Below are 17080 nucleotides of genomic sequence, written 5' to 3' on the forward strand. Positions count from 1 at the left end.
AGGTTGGCTCCCAGATGGCTCCCAGCGGGACCTCAGCCAACGGCCGCTGAGTCCGCGTTTCGCGCCGTGTCCACGGAGGCCGACGAGGCAGTTCGACATTCGGCTGAGCCACGCGGAGCAGGTCCAACATTCTGCAGCAGGCGACCACGCGACACACGGCGCATGGAACACTCTTGTCAGCCCCTGACCTGCCCTGGACCGGGGTCTGCGCTCTGTCCGTTACCCAAGCCATTCCTGGTCGCGCTTGCGGATCTACGTGCCACAGAGGGTGATGCTCCTGGGCGGCTGATCGCCGGACCGGTCAGGGCAGCCCAGTGCTACCTGGAGACTGGCAGACTGCGATTGTGATACGCGAACCAGCAGAACTGCAGATCGATGACGAAGGCCGTGTGTCCCTGCCGCTGGGGCTCCTCGCGGAGGCGGGCCTGGATGCAGGCGGCCGGATCCTGGCGTTCAGCGACGGCGACGGGCGCATTGTGCTGCAGCGAGAGGCAGACGCCTTCAAGGCACTGCTGCAGGACGGGACTCTGTGAGTGGAGATCCCGCCGCCGCGAGGCCACTCCCGTGGCAGCGGTCGGGGATCGTCGGCGTGCGACCGGGTGGCGTCGGTGAGTGCGAGGCTTGCGGCTGCCCGCCCCCACCACGGGGAAGCGCCGAGAATAGAGCTGGACAGATAGGAATGGGTCCTCGCCAGGCGGGACGACCCGGAGGAAGCTGTCCCTAAGCTGCTGGAGATATGAGCGAGCAAGGACTACCAGAAGCGCCGGCCGAGCAGTGGACACCGCCGGAGGGGTCGTGGGCGTCGTCGGCCGCGAGCCGGCGGAGCATGCTTGGCAACCGGAATCGCGATACTGCGCCCGAGCTGCTCCTCCGCTCGCTTGTCCACGCCGCTGGACTGCGCTATAGGGTGGCTGCAAAGCCGCTCCCGAAGATGCGCCGCACGGCCGACATGGTCTTCCGCCCTGCGAAAGTCGCAGTCTTCATCGACGGCTGCTTCTGGCACGGCTGCCCGGAGCACTTCGTGATGCCCAAGACGAACCGGCCGTACTGGGAAGAAAAGATCAGCCGGAACATCCAGCGCGACCGGGACACAGACAACCGCCTCGCGGAGGCAGGCTGGCTGGTGCTCCGCTTCTGGGAACACCTCGAACCAGAGGCGTGTGCCGCGACTGTCATCGAGGCAGTGGCCGCCCGGCGGCAGGGGGTCCAAGCCTCGAAGCATCCGAGGAAGACCTCCTGACCGTCGCGTCGCTGGCGGCAGCAGTCATCTGATCTTCGCCGGGTTCAGCGAGAAGAGCTCGTGCCGCTGGTGGCCTTCTTGGCCCCTATACGAGATGGAGTTGATCAAACGTGGCGCGGGACCTGGTCAGCTCCCGTCGTAGGCCACCTGCAGTCGTACGGTGCCCTTGGCCGTGTGCAGAAAGGCGTCGCCCTGTCCGGCCAGAGCTTCGGCTCCGGTCTCGTCCAGAATGATGCGGCTGTCGGTCGCCGTCTTGACCCGCAGGGCGAGTTGGGCAGGGAAGTTGGAGCGGATGGTCGTTGAGATAACGTCCGCACTCGGTCGCTGCGTGGCTGCGATGACGTGGATGCCCGCAGCGCGGGCCTTCTGCGTCAGGCGCTTGAGCAGCGCTTCGATTTGCTTCTTCTCTTCGGGATCGCTGGTGAGATCGGCGTACTCGTCCAGGACGATGACGATCCAGGGCTTTCGATCTGCTTTGTCGACCTTGGCGTTGTACTCGACGAGCTTGCGGGTGCGGATCGCCTTCATGTCCTTGTAGCGCACGGCCATCTCTTCGACGGTTTCCTCAAGAATCTCGATGGCGTCCGCGGCGTCCATACCGATCACGCCGTCAAGGTGAGGGTCGTCCTCGAAGTCGACAAGCTCGGTGCCCTTGGGATCGACGAGGCGGAGTCGCAGGGTGCTCTTGTCGTACCGGACCAGGCCCTTGAGGATCGTGTCCAGGGCGACGGATTTTCCTGATCCGGTAGTACCGGCCACCAGCAAGTGCGGTGAGTCCGCGGAAGACAGGTCGATGGTGACAGGGTTGCCTTCGATGTCGGCGCCCAGCGGCGCGATGAGGCTCTTGGGGTCGGCCGGGCACCGCTGCCACAGCGACTCGGCGTCGACCCCGTACTTCTCGTCGTCGATCTTGGGGATCTCGAAGAGCACGGAGCCGCGGTCGCTGCGGGTACGAATGCTGAACCCGGAGGGCAGTGCCAGGGCCAGGAAGATCTCGTCGCGCCGGTTGGTCAGTTTGTCCACGGTGACCCCAGGACTGGGGATGAACCGGAAGATGTAGAAGCCGGGTCCTTCCTGCCACTTGCCGACCTCCGGGGCGGTGACCGCCACCTTGTGGCGAGCGAAGACGTCGGCGACCTTGTTGTATCGAAGTCTCAGCTCCTCCTCGGAGAGCCCCCCGCGGTGAGTCTTCAGAGGGACAGGATCTACCTCTGCAGCAGAGTGACGCGCAACTACCGGTCCCTGCCCGGTTGTTGGAGCAGCCGCTCCGACGGCCTCGACAGGTGCCGTCGGTTCGTCCGGGGCAGGCAGTCCGGCGGAAATTCCTGCTGAGGGGGTCGTGGCGACAGTGTGGGGGGCCTTCACGGTCCCACTGAGGTCCCCAGAAACAACAAGGGGGTCGGCATTGGTGGGGTCCTGGTTGGCGCGCAGAGCGCCGATGAGGTTGAGCAGTTCGTGCTTGTTCAGCCTCACCAGGGTGTGCTTGCCGAGGGCTCCGACCGCGGGGGCCGGCTGGTCGTCCTCGGCTGAGATAGCCACGGCAACGCCGGTGACTTGACCGAGCCGGACGCCCTCGGAGCGTAGGGCGTCAAGGACCTTCGCCTCGACCTGACGGTGGTCGTCATTGCCGATCAAGGTGCGAGCTGGAAGGTCTGCGGGCTGCAGGGCGTTGCCACTGGTCTGAGCGATCGCGGCGGCAAGCTCGTCCAGCCAGAAGGGACGGTCGTGGCGAGCCTCGCCGTCCGAGCGGAAGGCATCCTCGCACAGGTCGGTGGTGCGGTTGAGCTGTTCCTCAGCCGAACCGACGTCGAAGGTCTGGCGGAACTTGGACTCGGCGACCAGGACATCCAGGCGAACTGTGCCGTCGTCCTGGATGGTCAGCACGAACCGGCCCAGATCGGCACGGGTTTTGTGTCCGCGGCCGAACCAGCGGTGATGCTCGTCGAAGCTGATCCAGGTGACCAGGCTCGTGCCCTGCCGAGAGACGGGAAACTGCTGGTCAATGACAAACCGAGTGGCGACCAGGCCGACGACTTCGTTGACCGTGGTGCCGATACCGAGGGAGCGCAGCACGGCGCCAGGGGCCACGTTGCGACCGACTTCGTAGATCCGCTTAGCGGTGCCTTCGGAGTCCTGCGGGGTGGCGACGCCGATCTGCTCCAGGCGGCGCCGCAGCCGCTGGACGACGAACTGCCGACCGGTCTGCGAGCTGACAATGAGGGTGTAGGACTCGTTCTTGCCGACACTGGGCTTGACGAGGATGACGTCAGGGCGGTTGCGCAGGGCATCGATCTGCTCACGGCCGATGAAGCTGTCGAGGGTGACGACCCAGTGGGCCACGCGGTGCAGAGTGGCGAACAAGTCCTGGTGCTGGTCGAACTGCACCTGCATCTCGAAGTAGTCGATGCCGTCGACACTCTCCCGGGAGACCGGGGAACGGCGGTCGTAGCGCACGCACAAGGTTGACCAGGACTCAAGAGTCTCGTCGGCGGTCTCGGGCAACAGCGCTCTCACGACGTTCTCGCTGGTCTGAGCCAGGTTGTGTGAAGCTGGGTGCTTCCAGGGGTTGAAGGAGCCCGACAAGGACTCCTTCTTTGTGCTCTCCTTGATGCTGGTCTGGGTGCCGAACAGCGCCGGAGCCAAGGCGAGGTCGATAGTGTCTTCCAGCCCTGACAGGTCTGCTTCCTGGTCGGGCTCCCATGCCTGCAGGATGAGTTGGACGTCGGGCAGGAAGGTGTCCTCGGACATCTCCGCACCGGAGAAGTGCAGGTCGAAGCCCTGGATGATCTCGTGATGGGTGGCCTGGGGAGCCAGCACGACCAGATCAACTTTCAGACGAGGGTTCTTGGCCCGTACCTGCTTGGCCACGCGCATCGGCAGGACAGGGTCGCCGTTGCGGTCCAGAAGCAGTACACGTAGGCCGTCAAGCTTGTGGGGGTAGGTCGTCAGGTAGTCGGTGATGACGCGGACCATCTCGTCGATCGCCGTCTCGTCGACGCTGGAGAGCCATTCCTTGGACTCGTTGCCGCTGAGGCGGACCGGGGCGTACTCCTCGTGCCCGGCCGATTCGCGCATCGGGATGGCGATCGTGCCGCCGGGCCCGACGAGGACCGCCGGTGTCCCATGTGGGGAGATACGGTCGATGGCGTCGAAGAAGAGGTCCTCGTTCTCCTGGTTGAGACTCAGACCTCCCTCCTTGTTCAGGGCGGTCTCGATGCTGCCGGCGGCCTCCGCGTAGTTCTTTGCCAGCCAGCGCAGCTTCAGCGGGTGGGTGGCCAGCATCATCATGCGGTGATCGGCCAGCCCGACGACGTCGGTCAGGACGACGGCTTCAAGGTCTGGGTTCGGAGCGTTGTCGGGAACCAGGGTGGTGCGAGCTTCGCGGAGTATGCCTTCCCACTCGCGTACGTAATCGTTGATGTTCCCGGCGTCAAGCCCGTCGGAGAACCGCTCGAAGTGCTCCAGCTTGAGGCGCTCCAGCTGACCCGCGAAATGTGATGCAGGGACAGGCACAGGCTCGTCGACTTGCCACTGCCGGGGGTCATTGAACTTCTCGAGGAAGGTGTCGAAGGTCAGATTGCTGGCATGGCCAGGGGGGTTTCGCCAGCCGTGGATGAGGGCCGCCAGTGCGATCTGCCCGGGGATGCCCAGGGGGTCCCAGCGAAAGCGTCGCTGGGCGGCACCGTCCATCTCGACCAGGATGCGCAGCGGGGCCCACTCGGTGTTTGGGTCAAACGGCTCGTCCTCCTCCGGCAGGGGCGGCTTGGTCGGGTCCAGCAGGCAGTCCTTGATCTCCAGGGTTAGGCGAAGACCGGTGGAGTCCTGGACATCACGCAGGGTGCGTGCGTACAGGAAAGCGAACAGCCAGCGGCTCCACCGCCCTGTTTCCTGGTTGCCTTCAAGCCCGACGACGACGGAGCCTTCCTCTTCGTCAGAGAAGTAGGTCAGCTCGCGCAGCAGGGCACGCAATGGGTCCTGGACGAACTGAGAGTCTGGGAAGGCAAGCTTCTCGACTTTGCGGCGCGACCGCTTGGACAGCAGGTCGGCCAGCGGTTCGGCCCCACCAACGGGAGCCTCGTCAAGGAAGCGCTGTGCGGATTCCTGGTCTCCGCGATCAAGCGCGTCTTCGATCATCATGGCGTCGAACTCGTCGACCCGCTCTGCGTCGGTTCTCTCGATCTCCTGCCGGACCTGCTGTCCCAGGCCGACCTTTTTGGACTTCTGCTCGAAGACCTCAAGCCAGAGGGTTAGGTCCTGCTCGCGGCGCAGCTGACGAGGATCCTGCGGGGTAGAACCACTACGATTGAGGTTGAGTACGAGGCTGCGCATGCGCGTTTTGGCAGTGTCGGAGTCCGTACCGATGTGGTCCAGGGACTGCTCGCTGAACTCGGTCGTGGCGATGCGGTCTATCAGGTCTTCCTCGGTGATCTCCTTGCCGGTGGGCTGTTTGAAGGCACTCACCGAGACGTTCTTCTTGATTCGGGCGGGCAGCGCGGTGGGCTTGCTGAAGAGTTCTCGGTCCGGGAAGAGGTCAAGAGCGGGCAGGGCTGCAGAGATCTCGGGGTAGACCACGTCATGGGTGTGGACCTGAGTTGCTGCAACCTTCCGCGCGGTCTCGACCAGGAAGGCCGTCCAGCGGTGCAAGGACCGGGCCTCCTCATCGGTGATAGCACGCCAGATCTCCGGCAGAGAGGTGGCCATCAGGGCCGGAACTGCGCCGATGCCACCGGCCTCCCGCCATGCTTCTGCCATGAACCTGTCGAACCCGCGCTCGCCGGACGCGTCGTGGTGGTCGCCCAGGATCGTGGCATCGTCAAGGGCATTCATGGCCGCCAGACCCTGTGCATCCGGAGACTGCCCCCACTCGAAGAGCAACACCGCCGCACCCTGTCCCGAATTTCGCCACTTGGTCAGCTGGTCCTGCGGTTCCAGCAGGTAATCAACAGGTACGCCTTCGATGGGCTCTGAGGTGCCGACCTTGACGACAACCTGAAGTTCCGGCGACTCCAACAGCCTCTGGGCCGTGCGACGGAGAGCCTCGGCCACAGTCTGCTGGTCGAACCCACTGACTCGCAGGCTGGCACGGGCCCCGCTGATCTCAGTGACCTTGCGCAGTGCTTCGTCGGCGACGAACCGGCCGAGCGCTCGGATGCTGCTGTCGGTCACCGGGGCTCCCCTCGAACCATGCTGGTTGCATCTGAATACTGAGTGAGCAGACCGATAGCGGCCAGCTTCTCCCGGAACGCCTTGCCGTTGTGGTCAAGGACCGATGGGTCGACCTCGGAGGCCAACGGGCTCGCGGCCGCGACCTTGTTTTCCACTACGAGCCTGTACGTCTCGTACAGCAGTGCGCAGAACTGATCGAACTCCATCTCCGTGCCTTGCGGGACAGTGGCAGATACCAGGGCCTCAAGCATCGGCGGCTTCATGGTGAAGTGCCGGCGCCCGCCCGTCGCGTTCAGGGCTCCCACAGCGGCGAGTGTCTCAGTGAAGAAGGCTCGGGGCGATCCGACCGCGGCTCCGGTCTCCTTGCTGAATCGCTCGTAGCGGACTTTCCTGGCTTCGTCGCCTTCGGCTTCGGCCTCGTCGATCATTTCCCGAGCTTGGGCGTTGATTGCGTTGACGATGTTGTTGCGGAAGTTGGTGAGGTTCCTCTGCGACTCTCTGCGCAGCGGGGTTGCCTCGTTGCCGAAGTCCAACAGGATCGACTCGCCGTCGGTAACTCCGAGCTTCCTGCGTGCAAGGTGAAGCTGGTGGCGTGCCAAGCAGTAGGGGACCCAGTGCATGAGACTCTCGGTGCGCTTGGCCCTGGGCGTCGTGGTTCGCGCGACGATGTTACGAGCCCCTTTTCTCAGTAGGTCGGGCCACGGGCTGAGGTCCTCGTACAGTTCGATTTCTTTTTCTGAATCGTCTTCGTACGGCGCTTCGTCGTAGTCGAAGTCGTGGGCGCTGAGGGCCTTGGCGAGATTGCCCAGCGGGGTGCCGCTGTCTTGGACGAGGTCGGCCAAGCCCTGTCGGGTCACTGCTTTGCGGTCAGGATCAGGATCGCTGCGCAGGACCTTGTAGGCCCAGCCCCCACCGTCGCGGAAGAGGTAGCGCTCTATGCTCGGAGCCTTGATGGTGGGAGCCACCTTGTCGGCCTGCTTGCGCTTCTTGGGGGAAGCGCCGCGTTGATTGATTCGTCGTTCGACTGCGTCGTAGTGGATGAGCTCACCGACGAACGGATAGATGTGCGCGCCGAACCAGCTGGGCTGACTGCGACGCCCAGGGATCTCAACTAGAAGGGACGAGAACAGGGCGTGGAGCGTCTCCAACGTCTCGGGAGAGTCCAGCTCGACGGCCTTGCCGAGTTCTTCGTCGCCTTCGGCGATGGAGGCTTTAGTCGCGATCCGCCGGGCCAAGTCGTGTGAGGTCCTCTTGTAGGCGACCTTGTCTTCGTTGTCCAGGAGTCCTGCGCGATTCTCTGGGTCTTCCTGATGTGCCAGGTAGACGCCGCGGGCGATCGCGAGCATCTCAAGCGGGACGTAGAAGCCGCGGCCTTGCTGTTCGAGATTCACCCCGAAGAGACGACGGACGACCTCTGCCTTGGAACGATCAGCCATCACGCACGCACCGACCTGATCTTGTCGCCGACGTCGATCATGAGCTTTCTCATGACGTTGCCCACCAGCACCTGGATCTCGTCGTCCTTGTTCGACGAGTCAGCCAGCTCTGCCAGGGATCCGCTCAGGCCGCGGATCTCGGCCTCATGCTGGACCTCGCTGCGCAAGCCTGCGGCCCAGCGTGTCAGCAACTCGAAGCGCAGAAGGTCCACTTCGACCGAGACTGCATCCTGGTCAGGGGCGACGGCCGGGATACGGATGTAGATGGCACGGTTGAGCCACTCAACGGCGTTCCGCATCTCGGGGGTGCTGCCTGTGCAGCCTTCCTTCTGCCACTGGGTGACCTGGTCGACGACCTCAACGCCCTTGCTGGACACTCGTCGGGAGATCACGGCCGCGCGGGCGCGTTGTGCGAAGAATGCCGGATCGAGCACGAGGAAGTCCGGGTTGCTCCCCGCTCGGTGGATGCCCTGGACGGCTTCCAGACCCTTGAGGAAGCGGTCTCGCACCGTGATGTCGGCCAGGTCTCCCTCCTTGTCCTGGACAGTGACGAAGTCGTCGCCGGCCTGCAGTCCCATGCGGGCGAACCGGTCCTTGTCGTCGTCGCTGTTGAAGAAGTCAGCTCGTCGCAGGAACGTGTACAAGCCCCGCAACTGTTCGGCCTGCTTCTGGACGTCCCGACTCGTACGTACCTTCTGCAGGTAGCTGCTGGCGTCCGCGGGAGGGAAGTCGCCGGCCGCGTCTGGGTCCAGTCGGTCGTCGACCTGGCGGCGGGAGACCCTGCCCGGGTCCAGCTTTCGCAGCGCGAAGAAGGCAGGAACCAGATGACGCTGTTGCTGGGTCAGCCGGTCACCGAAGAGCGCTTGGTGGTACAAGTGGGGAGCCTGCCACAACGTGTTCGAGTGTGACCACTGGTACTTGGCATGGACGTCCTCGCAGGACAGGCCGCCGGTGAGCATATAGCTGGTTACCGACAGCGCCTGACGGGTCGTGACTACGGCCCCGGTGCGCTCGGCCGCGGCGAACACGTCCCGTATCGCGGCCCGGCGCTGAGGCCCTTGGGCGGGATCGTTTAGCTGCTTGTGGTTGGCCAGGATCGGGCAGACGTTCCGGGCATCGCAGGTCTCACATGGCTTCCACCGCGACCATTGCGTCGTCGTCCACTGCTTCAGGACCCAAGGTATGAGGCCACCGTTGGGGCTGTCGGCCGCTACGGACTGGTAGTTGAGGTTGATGACAGTGACTGCACCACCGGGGTCGCTGACCTGCCCGCGGGCAATGCCTGCCGTGAGGGTCTCCACCAAAATCTTGGCGCGCCCGGTGCCGTCTTTGTCGAGGTTGTCGTCTTCAGCGACGCACTTGCGTAGCTGGCCCTCGTTTGCGCAGATGATCGCGACGCCCTCGTCCGGAGGGTCAAGCAGGTCCACGAGCTTGCGAGCGCCCGCCTGCAGGCTGAGCTCGCTGAGATCCTTCAGGATGTACAGCGGGCGCCTGCTACGGGTCCACCCGATAGGTCGGCTGGCGTCTCCGGCATCAGACAGCTCGCGGAAAACTGCCTTCCGGACATCCGGTGTAATCGGCTCAGCATCAACCTGCAGCTCGGCCAGAAGGCTGGCGCACAGGCTCGTCTTGCCATGCCCGGCATCCCCGGTGAGGACGATGGTCTTCGTGGTCGGTCGCTCAATGGCGTTCAGCAGGTAGGTCAGCGTCACGACGGTGAACAGTGACTGCGTCCAATCTGCCTGCAGCTCGTAGATCATCTCAGAGGTGTCGACGTCGAACGGCTGGTAACGACGTATCCGTTGGACGTGTTTGTTGACCTCTAGCGGCATGCTGCTGTCCTTCGTCGACCGGGCCGGGAGCGCTGCAGAATTTTAGCTGCCAGCACTCCTGACGGTAGATCAAATTCCGCGTCAGAGGGCCGAAGTCCGCCCGGTTCGCCAGCGCATGACTGTGTCGCGGATCTTGAGAACCCGTGACCATCGCGCTTGATGCTGCGGTGCTCGATGCTGACTGCGATCGCGTTGAGTAGGTGCGGGACGTCGGCCTTATCGACACCGCGGCAGCAACAGCGCCGCGTTTGACGGCGGTTGATGAGCTCGTTCAAGGTGCCGTGATGCCAGAAGGCGAGGCGCGGAACCGTTGTGATCAGCAGGTCAGGCGACACCTAGGTACCGGTCTACCGCGCGCCCTCACCCTTGATCGAGTACGATGACCGCTCGTTCCGCCGGTTCTACAAGCAAGCGCAGATGGGGGGCACACGTGGGTGAGCGGCACCCCTTGCGGGCCAAGCGGCGGCCGAAATTTGAGGAGGGCGTCGGCTCGCTGCGAGTCGTGGACCTCTTCGCCGGCTGCGGCGGCCTCACCCTCGGTATTGCCCAGGCAGCCCACAAGCATGACGTCTCGCTCGATGTTCGTCTCGCAGTCGACTTTGAGGCGGCTCCCACCAAGGTCTTCAAGGCTAACTTTCCCAAGGCCAACGTCCAACAGGGAACCGTCGAGTCCTACTTCGACGGTGACCTTGGCGCCTCGTTGACTGCTCAGGAGGCCGAGACTCTCTCCATGGTGGGTGAGGTGGAGCTCCTGATCGGCGGGCCACCGTGTCAGGGGCACAGCAATCTAAACAACCACACTCGCCGCGATGATCCCAAGAACCGGCTATACCTGCGTATGGCTCGCGCCGCAGAGGTCCTGCGCCCCAGTGTAGTCGTCATCGAGAACGTGCTGGCCGTTGTCAATGACAAGCAGCAGGTGGTCTCCCGCGCCATCGTTCACCTCAAGAAGCTTGGATACGATGTCGCCACCAGTCGTATCGACCTACTCAAGCTCGGGGTCGCCCAGACACGCAAGCGCCACATACTGCTGGCCGTCCACAAAGATGCGCTGTCTTTTGGCTTTTCGGCTGCTGACCTGCTGCAGATCGAAGACCACAATGCCGCACCCCATGACCTGCGTTGGGCCATCGGCGACCTGCTCGACATTCAACCGAAGTCATTCTTCGATGAAGCTGCCGTACCCAACGCGGATAACCAGCGGCGTATGAAGTATCTCTTTGAGAATGACGAGCATAATCTGCCGAACGAAGAGCGACCCGAGTGTCACCAGGGCGAGCACAATTACACCTCAATGTATGGCCGCTTGTGGTGGGACCGTCCGTCTCAGACCATTACCAGCGGTTTCGCGACGATGGGTCGCGGACGGTTTGTCCATCCTGGTGTCCCTCGATGTCTGACCGCTCACGAGGCCGCGCGTATCCAGGGCTTTCCGGACTATTTCAGGTTCGTCGATGAGAGGGCCAAGCCTCGCTATGAGCTGACTCGCACCGAGGTTCAGCTCATCATCGGCAACGCGGTGCCTCCGCCTCTGACCGAGGCGCTGACCTCCAAGCTCTTCGACGCTGACGTTCTGCAGGCGAAGGGCGACGCTCCCCAATTGCTTGAGGACGACTACGCTGCCTCTGCTGTCGACCTCGCCTGCTGAGCCTGCAACGGGCCGGTTCCATCCGAGGGCATTTGAGGTAGGCGAATTGCCCCCTGGTGGCCAGTAGTTCTTCACCAGGTTGGCGTGGCCTCTCCCAGTTGTGCACTTGGTGAGCCTTCCTCGGCTGCTCCTTGTGTCGCGGTTACCAATTACTGACCTTGCTGGCGTGATGTCGCGGGTCGACAAGCTGTGGTTGTCGCAGTAGGCCGGTGACATGAGGTATCCGCAAGGGGGCGGGCTGACCGCGGAGCGACGGGCGCTTCGCGAGCGCATCCGGATGCAGGCGGCCGAGTCATTCGCCCTGGGACACGACAATGCCGCCATCGCCAAGGAGTTACGTGTCAGCGTGCGGTCTGCATAGCGGTGGCGCCAGGCTTGGGAGCACAGCGGAACGTCTGCCTGGAGTTGAAGGGGCAGGTGTCCAGGCCCAAGCTGAGTGAGGCACTGTTCGGGGTGCTCAAGCAGGAGTTGGCTAGGGGGCCGGTGGCGCACGGCTGGCCGGACCAGACCTGGGCACTGGCGCGGATCAAGACCCTGATCGGGCGCCGTTTCCACAAGAGCATGACGCTGTCGGCCATCGCTCAGATGCTGCACCGGCACGGCTTCAGCCATCAGGTCCCAGCCCGGCGCGCGACCGAGCGTAACGAGGAAGCCGTCACCGGCTGGGTGAAGGAGAGCTGGCCCAGGTGGAAACACGGTGGCGGTGCTCGGGGCCTGGCTGTGCTTCGAAGACGAAGCCGGCTTTTCGATGACGCCGCCCACCGGCTACGTCGTGGCGATCGCCACCTTCTGTGGCGTCACCATGAGGAGCTTGAGCTGCCGTACGCTCGCAAGTCAGCCTGAGTGCAATGGGGCCGCCACAGCCGCAGGGCTGCGGACCGGGTCACCTGTGCTCTGCGGCGCCCTGCGTCATCTTCGTTATCCACAGCCGTCGACGACTCAGGGGTGATCGGGCTACCGTACGGTACATGTCTGCATCAGAGCCTCTAGTTTCAGCCATTGACTTGTTTTGTGGTGCAGGTGGGCTGTCGCTTGGTCTGAAGCAAGCCGGCGTGAAGGTGGCGGCGGGGATCGACTTGGATCCGGCGTGCGCCTACCCGTTCAAGCGGAACATTCGTTCCAAATTCGTCCAAGGGGACGTCAGTCGAATCACCGGCGAGCACCTTCAGGCCCTGTGGAAGGACAAGAGCGCGTTCAGGCTGCTCGCTGGCTGTGCGCCTTGTCAGCCCTTTTCGAGTCACCGACGGGGGGTGGACACAAGTTCGGAGGAGAACTGGGATCTCTTGACGCAGTTCTCTCGCCTCGTAGATGAAACTCTGCCAGACTTCGTGACCATGGAGAACGTACCTCGACTGGGGAGGATGGCGGTATTCCAAAACTTCGTCAGCAACCTCCGTAGCCGAGGATATGCCGTAGATTTCGGAAGTCTCTACGGTCCAGATTTCGGTCTTCCCCAAGAGCGGCGTCGCCTGGTTCTGATTGCGTCGAAAGCGGGCGTTGTGCGTTTGCCTGTTGGAAGCACACCCAAGACCAAATATAAAACAGTACGGCAGACGATTGCGAAGCTCCCTGCTCTTCAGCATGGCGAGGGGGATCCTCTGGATCCTTTGCACACGGCTCGACGCCTATCGCCTTTGAATCTGGCAAGGATGCGCGCTTCTCAGCCTGGAGGCACCTGGCGCGACTGGCCGGATGAGCTTCTGGCGCCTTGCCACAGAAAGAATAGTGGGTCTAGTTTCCAGGCATTCTATGGACGCATGGTTTGGGATGCGCCCTCGCCCACGATAACGACCCAGTCCTTCAACTTCGGTACGGGACGATTCGGTCACCCAGAACAGGACCGGAGCCTGACTTTGAGAGAAGCGGCAATGTTGCAAGGGTTCCCTCGCAGTTACAAATTCGTGCCCGAGGGGGAGCGGCCTTCAATGCAGGCAGTAGGCCGGCTGATCGGCAACGCGGTACCACCGGCGTTTGGTCGGGCAGTCGGGGAGGTTATCGTCGAAAAGGCTGACCTTGTCTCTAAGGAGCTGTCGTCGTGAGCATGGCTGAACCGTTTACATTCAGTGTTGACTTGGCTGTAGTCGAATCACTCGGAATTAATTTGTACAGCAATGCGGCAGCTGTTCTTTCAGAGCTGGTCGCCAACGCCTGGGACGCAGACGCTAACAAAGTCAGCATTGAGTGGGGTGACAACGGTGATGAGATAATGATTGAGGATGATGGCGTCGGAATGACTCGGGAGGAGCTGAACGAGCGCTACCTCACCGTCGCCTATAAGAAGCGAGACAGAGAGGGTAAGATTTCACCGAGGCATAATCGACCATTCATGGGTCGAAAGGGTATTGGTAAGCTATCCGTGTTTTCCCTGGCCGGAGAGGTTGAAGTCTACTCCGCCAAAGACGGCGAACGTAACGGATTCCGGATCAAGCTCAACGAGCTTAAGCAAAGTATTGCCGAGAAGAAGCGATATCACCCGACTCCCGTTGAAATTCCTGAGGACTTTCCGGCCGAAGGGACGCGGATCGTGCTACGGGAACTGAACCGCAAGCGTACTGGGGTCTCTGTCACTGCTTTACGGCGCAGGATAGCGCGTCGATTCGATGTTCTCGGCTACGCGGATGACGATCCAGCACGGTTTGTGATCGAGATCGACGGCCGTCCGGTCACCTACGAAGACCGCGAAGACCTCAAGCGTCTGGAGTACATCTGGCAGCTCGGGACTGACGAGATCGCTGCCAGCGACACTCCCAACGCCAAGCGGCGGTGGGTGATCGCCGACAATGCTGTCGATTCTACGCGTGGCTGGCAGCTTGAAGGGTGGTTCGGAACCGTTCGCAAGCCGGACGAGCTGAACGACCCTGAAGATACTCAGGAGTCCCTGCGGAATATCATAATTCTCGCCCGCCGGCGTCCGATTCAGGAAGGTATCCTCGATCAGCTTGACTTCAACAAGATTTTCGGCAGTTATGTAACCGGGCAGATTCGTGCCGAATTTCTTGACCTCGACGACGGTTCCGATGACATCGCAACGAGTGACCGTCAGAGGCTGATTGAGGACGACGAGCGGGTCAAGCTTCTTGTAGCGAAGCTCCGGGAATGCTTCAACTCTGCCGCGCAACAGTGGTCGGACGAGCGGCCGAAGCAGAAGTTCATCGAGCTGACCGACCGTTACCCGGTAGTCCGTGAGTGGGTCGAAGACCGGCCGGACTCCCAGCGAACGGCTGCTCAAAAGCTGATCAGCACCGTCGCTGCTCTACAGCTGGACGACGAGGAGCAGCGGCCGCAACTCTATAAGTCCAGCATCCTTGCGTTCGAAAGAATGGCTCTCGACGCCACCACTCGAGAGCTTGAGAAATTCGCAGACGGTCTTTATGCCGTTGACATCCTGCCGCTGCTTGCCAACGCACGTTCCTATGAGGATGCACTGTACGTACAGATTTTGCGATCCCGATTGGAGGCCATCGAGAAGCTAGAACATATGATCAACAAGGACGAGTTGGAGAAGGTGCTGCAGAAGCATCTCTTCGAAAACATGTGGCTCCTGGATCCCTCTTGGGAGGGCGCAACAGGAGACGCCGACATGGAAATCAGCTTGTCCAGGATCAGGAAGGGGCTTCTTTTCGGCAAATCGGAAGAGGAGAACCAAAAGCAAGGCCGTATTGACATCCAGTATCGCACTGCCGCCGGCGTGCACATGATCGTGGAGTTGAAGAAGTATGGCCGGAAGACCACAGTGGATGAGCTGCGGGAACAAGGTGCTAAATATCACGAGGCTCTGTCAGAGGTAATTCGAAAGAGAGGCGAGCCAGTAAAGAACATCTCGCTGGTTTTCGTCTTGGGGCAGGAGCCTGATGCTGGTTACCTAGGGGGTAGGGATCTGGCCGATGTCATCGCCCGGCAGCTCGAACACATCAACGGGCGAGTTCTGTACTATGACGAGTTGCTCGCCACAGCTCAGAAGAGGTATAAGGATTACCGCGACAAGAAATCGGATACCACTAAGCTGGACGCCATTCTGCGAGTACTTGATAGCGAAGACTGACTGAGGAAGCTGTGGCAGCCATGTCGGCGGAACGACTTTGACCTGGAGCTGCTTTGGCGCGAGTGATCATGGACCCGTAAGCTTCCGGCGCGTCGGGCAGGTAGTGGGCCTACCCGGTAAAGCACGACGTGGGGGCCCATGATCTTCGAGGCTCGCGCCAAAGTGGTTAGGGTGCTGGATGTGCGGCGCCTTCTGGTTCTCTTCGACCTCGATAACACCCTCGTGGACAGACGCGGAACACTCGGCGACTGGGCCGCCGAGTTCACGGCCCGACACGGTCTGGGGGACGAAGTGCGGGCGTACGTCTTGGACATGGTGGCCGAGCGGGCCTATCCGTCCACCTTTGACCTGATCCGTTCCCAGTGCCGACTGCCCATGTCGACTGACGAATTGTGGAGCGCGTACTGCGCCGACATCGCGGCTTTGGTGTCGTGCCCGGCGGAGGTGCTAGAGGGCTTGGACGAGCTGCGGGCGGCCGGCTGGCGGGTCGGGGTGGCGACCAACGGCGCGTCGGACATCCAGCGCGCCAAGCTTCGGGCAACCGGTATCTTCGAGCGCGTGGACGGCATCTTCGTCTCCGAGGACGCCGACGCACGCAAACCGCAGCGCCGGCACTTTGCTCTGGCTGCGGCCCGTTGCGGCGCTGCGCTGGGTGATGGCGGCTGGGTGGTCGGCGACAACCCGGTCAACGACATTGGCGGCGGACGTTCTGCAGGGTTGCGCACCATCTGGGTCGGCCACGGCCACTCCTGGCCGACGGACGACTCCGGGCCGGACCACATGGTGCCGCACGCACGCGCAGCCATCGATCTCTTGCTTTTGCACGCCGAAGATCATGCGAGGACCAGGGCATGACGTACACCGTCGGGCTGCTGCATCCCGGCAGCATGGGATCCGCCTTCGGCGCCCAGCTGCGCGCCCGCGGCCACAATGTGCTGTGGTGCCCCGACGGGCGCAGCGACGCAACCCGTCGCCGGGCAGCGCGTGCGGGTCTTGAACCCGCGGCACTGCCCGAGCTTGTCTCCCGCTCTGACGTGCTGCTCTCCCTATGCCCGCCAGCCGCCGCCGAGGAGATTGCCGCCCAGGCGGCCGAGCTCGGCGTGGTCGGCACAGGCACGATTTATGTCGAAGCGAACGCGGTCGCGCCGCCCCGCGTGCAGTGCGTCACCGACCGCCTGGCCCCAATGCCGGTCATCGATGCCGCAGTGGTCGGATCGCCCCCGGTGGGCGGCAAGACCCCCACGCTCTACCTGTCCGGCCCAAGCAAGCAGGCCGACCGCATCGTCGAACTCTTCGCCGGAACCGATGTGCGGACCCACGTCCTGGGCGACAGAATCGGCCAAGCCTCCGCGCTCAAGCTCGCGTACTCCAGCTATCAGAAGGTCTCCCGCGTCCTCGCCGCCGTGGCGTACGGAGCAGCCGAATCGTACGGAGTCGCGGACGAGCTGCTGGTGATCGCGGCCAAGCGCACCCGCAGCTACCTCGTGGAGACCGACTACATCCCCAAGACCGCTTCCCGCGCCTGGCGTTGGGGACCGGAGCTCGAGGATGTTGCGACTCTGCTCGCCGACGCCGGCCTGCCGGATTCCCTGATGCACGCCGCTGCCGCGACGCTGGCCCGGTGGGACGACAACAGGGACGAGCCGCTGGACATCGCTGAGGCACTGGAAGCCCTGCGTGGTGAGCGGGACCTGGACGACCCCAGTTGAGTAGATC

The 17080-nt window shown here is 62.9% G+C and carries 10 protein-coding genes and 1 pseudogene; 8 read left to right on the forward strand and 3 right to left on the reverse strand.

Going from position 1 to position 17080, the window contains the following annotated elements; genetic code table 11:
• Positions 1-344: 344 nt before the first annotated feature.
• Together QF034_RS22185 and QF034_RS22190 are read left to right on the forward strand one after the other, a co-directional pair.
• Positions 345-533, forward strand: a complete 189-nt coding sequence (locus QF034_RS22185) for a hypothetical protein (protein ID WP_307176609.1) — start codon at positions 345-347, stop codon at positions 531-533.
• 203 nt (positions 534-736) lie between these two features.
• Complete coding sequence (locus tag QF034_RS22190) at positions 737-1240, forward strand: very short patch repair endonuclease (RefSeq protein WP_307176610.1); 504 nt, start codon at positions 737-739, stop codon at positions 1238-1240.
• A gap of 126 nt (positions 1241-1366) precedes the next feature.
• Here QF034_RS22190 and QF034_RS22195 read toward each other — a convergent pair whose 3' ends face one another.
• Genes QF034_RS22195 through QF034_RS22205 form a run of 3 tightly spaced genes read right to left on the reverse strand, consistent with a single transcriptional unit; the run spans position 1367 to position 9674 of the window.
• Positions 1367-6406 carry an FtsK/SpoIIIE domain-containing protein gene (locus QF034_RS22195; protein WP_307176611.1) on the reverse strand — a complete coding sequence of 1680 codons (5040 nt, stop codon included), beginning with the start codon at positions 6404-6406 and terminating at the stop codon, positions 1367-1369.
• Positions 6403-7842: a hypothetical protein gene (locus QF034_RS22200; protein WP_307176612.1), complete on the reverse strand. Its 1440-nt coding sequence runs from the start codon at positions 7840-7842 to the stop codon at positions 6403-6405. Before QF034_RS22200 ends, QF034_RS22195 begins: the two co-directional genes overlap by 4 nt.
• Positions 7842-9674, reverse strand: coding sequence for a hypothetical protein (locus tag QF034_RS22205; RefSeq protein WP_307176613.1), 1833 nt, complete (start codon positions 9672-9674; stop codon positions 7842-7844). The genes QF034_RS22200 and QF034_RS22205 overlap by 1 nt, the downstream gene beginning before the upstream one ends.
• A 502-nt stretch (positions 9675-10176) precedes the next feature.
• Here QF034_RS22205 and QF034_RS22210 point away from each other — a divergent pair.
• From QF034_RS22210 to QF034_RS22235, 6 genes and pseudogenes are all read left to right on the forward strand, one after another.
• Positions 10177-11322 (forward strand): DNA cytosine methyltransferase, encoded by a 1146-nt coding sequence (locus QF034_RS22210; protein ID WP_307176614.1) that lies wholly within the window; start codon positions 10177-10179, stop codon positions 11320-11322.
• A gap of 214 nt (positions 11323-11536) precedes the next feature.
• A pseudogene (locus QF034_RS22215) lies at positions 11537-12084 on the forward strand (transposase); the annotation flags it as partial.
• A gap of 206 nt (positions 12085-12290) precedes the next feature.
• Positions 12291-13361 carry a DNA cytosine methyltransferase gene (locus QF034_RS22220; RefSeq protein ID WP_307176615.1) on the forward strand — a complete coding sequence of 357 codons (1071 nt, stop codon included), beginning with the start codon at positions 12291-12293 and terminating at the stop codon, positions 13359-13361.
• Positions 13362-13363: 2 nt separating this feature from the next.
• Positions 13364-15364, forward strand: a complete 2001-nt coding sequence (locus tag QF034_RS22225) for a BbrUII/HgiDII family restriction enzyme (RefSeq protein ID WP_307179948.1) — start codon at positions 13364-13366, stop codon at positions 15362-15364.
• A 138-nt stretch (positions 15365-15502) separates the two neighbouring features.
• Positions 15503-16219, forward strand: a complete 717-nt coding sequence (locus tag QF034_RS22230) for an HAD family hydrolase (protein WP_307176616.1) — start codon at positions 15503-15505, stop codon at positions 16217-16219.
• Positions 16216-17073, forward strand: coding sequence for an NAD(P)-dependent oxidoreductase (locus tag QF034_RS22235; protein WP_307176617.1), 858 nt, complete (start codon positions 16216-16218; stop codon positions 17071-17073). Before QF034_RS22230 ends, QF034_RS22235 begins: the two co-directional genes overlap by 4 nt.
• Positions 17074-17080 lie beyond the last annotated feature (7 nt).

The sequence above is a fragment of the Streptomyces africanus genome (genome assembly GCF_030816955.1).
In the GTDB taxonomy this organism is placed as follows: Bacteria; Actinomycetota; Actinomycetes; order Streptomycetales; family Streptomycetaceae; genus Streptomyces; species Streptomyces africanus.

Bases quoted from the DNA above. Each gene is read 5' to 3' on its own strand.
- QF034_RS22190 (WP_307176610.1), top strand. From the start codon at position 737: ATGAGCGAGCAAGGACTACCAGAAGCGCCGGCCGAGCAGTGGACACCG.
- QF034_RS22200 (WP_307176612.1), bottom strand. From the start codon at position 7,842: ATGGCTGATCGTTCCAAGGCAGAGGTCGTCCGTCGTCTCTTCGGGGTG.
- QF034_RS22205 (WP_307176613.1), bottom strand. From the start codon at position 9,674: ATGCCGCTAGAGGTCAACAAACACGTCCAACGGATACGTCGTTACCAG.
- QF034_RS22220 (WP_307176615.1), top strand. From the start codon at position 12,291: ATGTCTGCATCAGAGCCTCTAGTTTCAGCCATTGACTTGTTTTGTGGT.
- QF034_RS22225 (WP_307179948.1), top strand. From the start codon at position 13,364: ATGGCTGAACCGTTTACATTCAGTGTTGACTTGGCTGTAGTCGAATCA.
- QF034_RS22230 (WP_307176616.1), top strand. From the start codon at position 15,503: ATGATCTTCGAGGCTCGCGCCAAAGTGGTTAGGGTGCTGGATGTGCGG.
- QF034_RS22235 (WP_307176617.1), top strand. From the start codon at position 16,216: ATGACGTACACCGTCGGGCTGCTGCATCCCGGCAGCATGGGATCCGCC.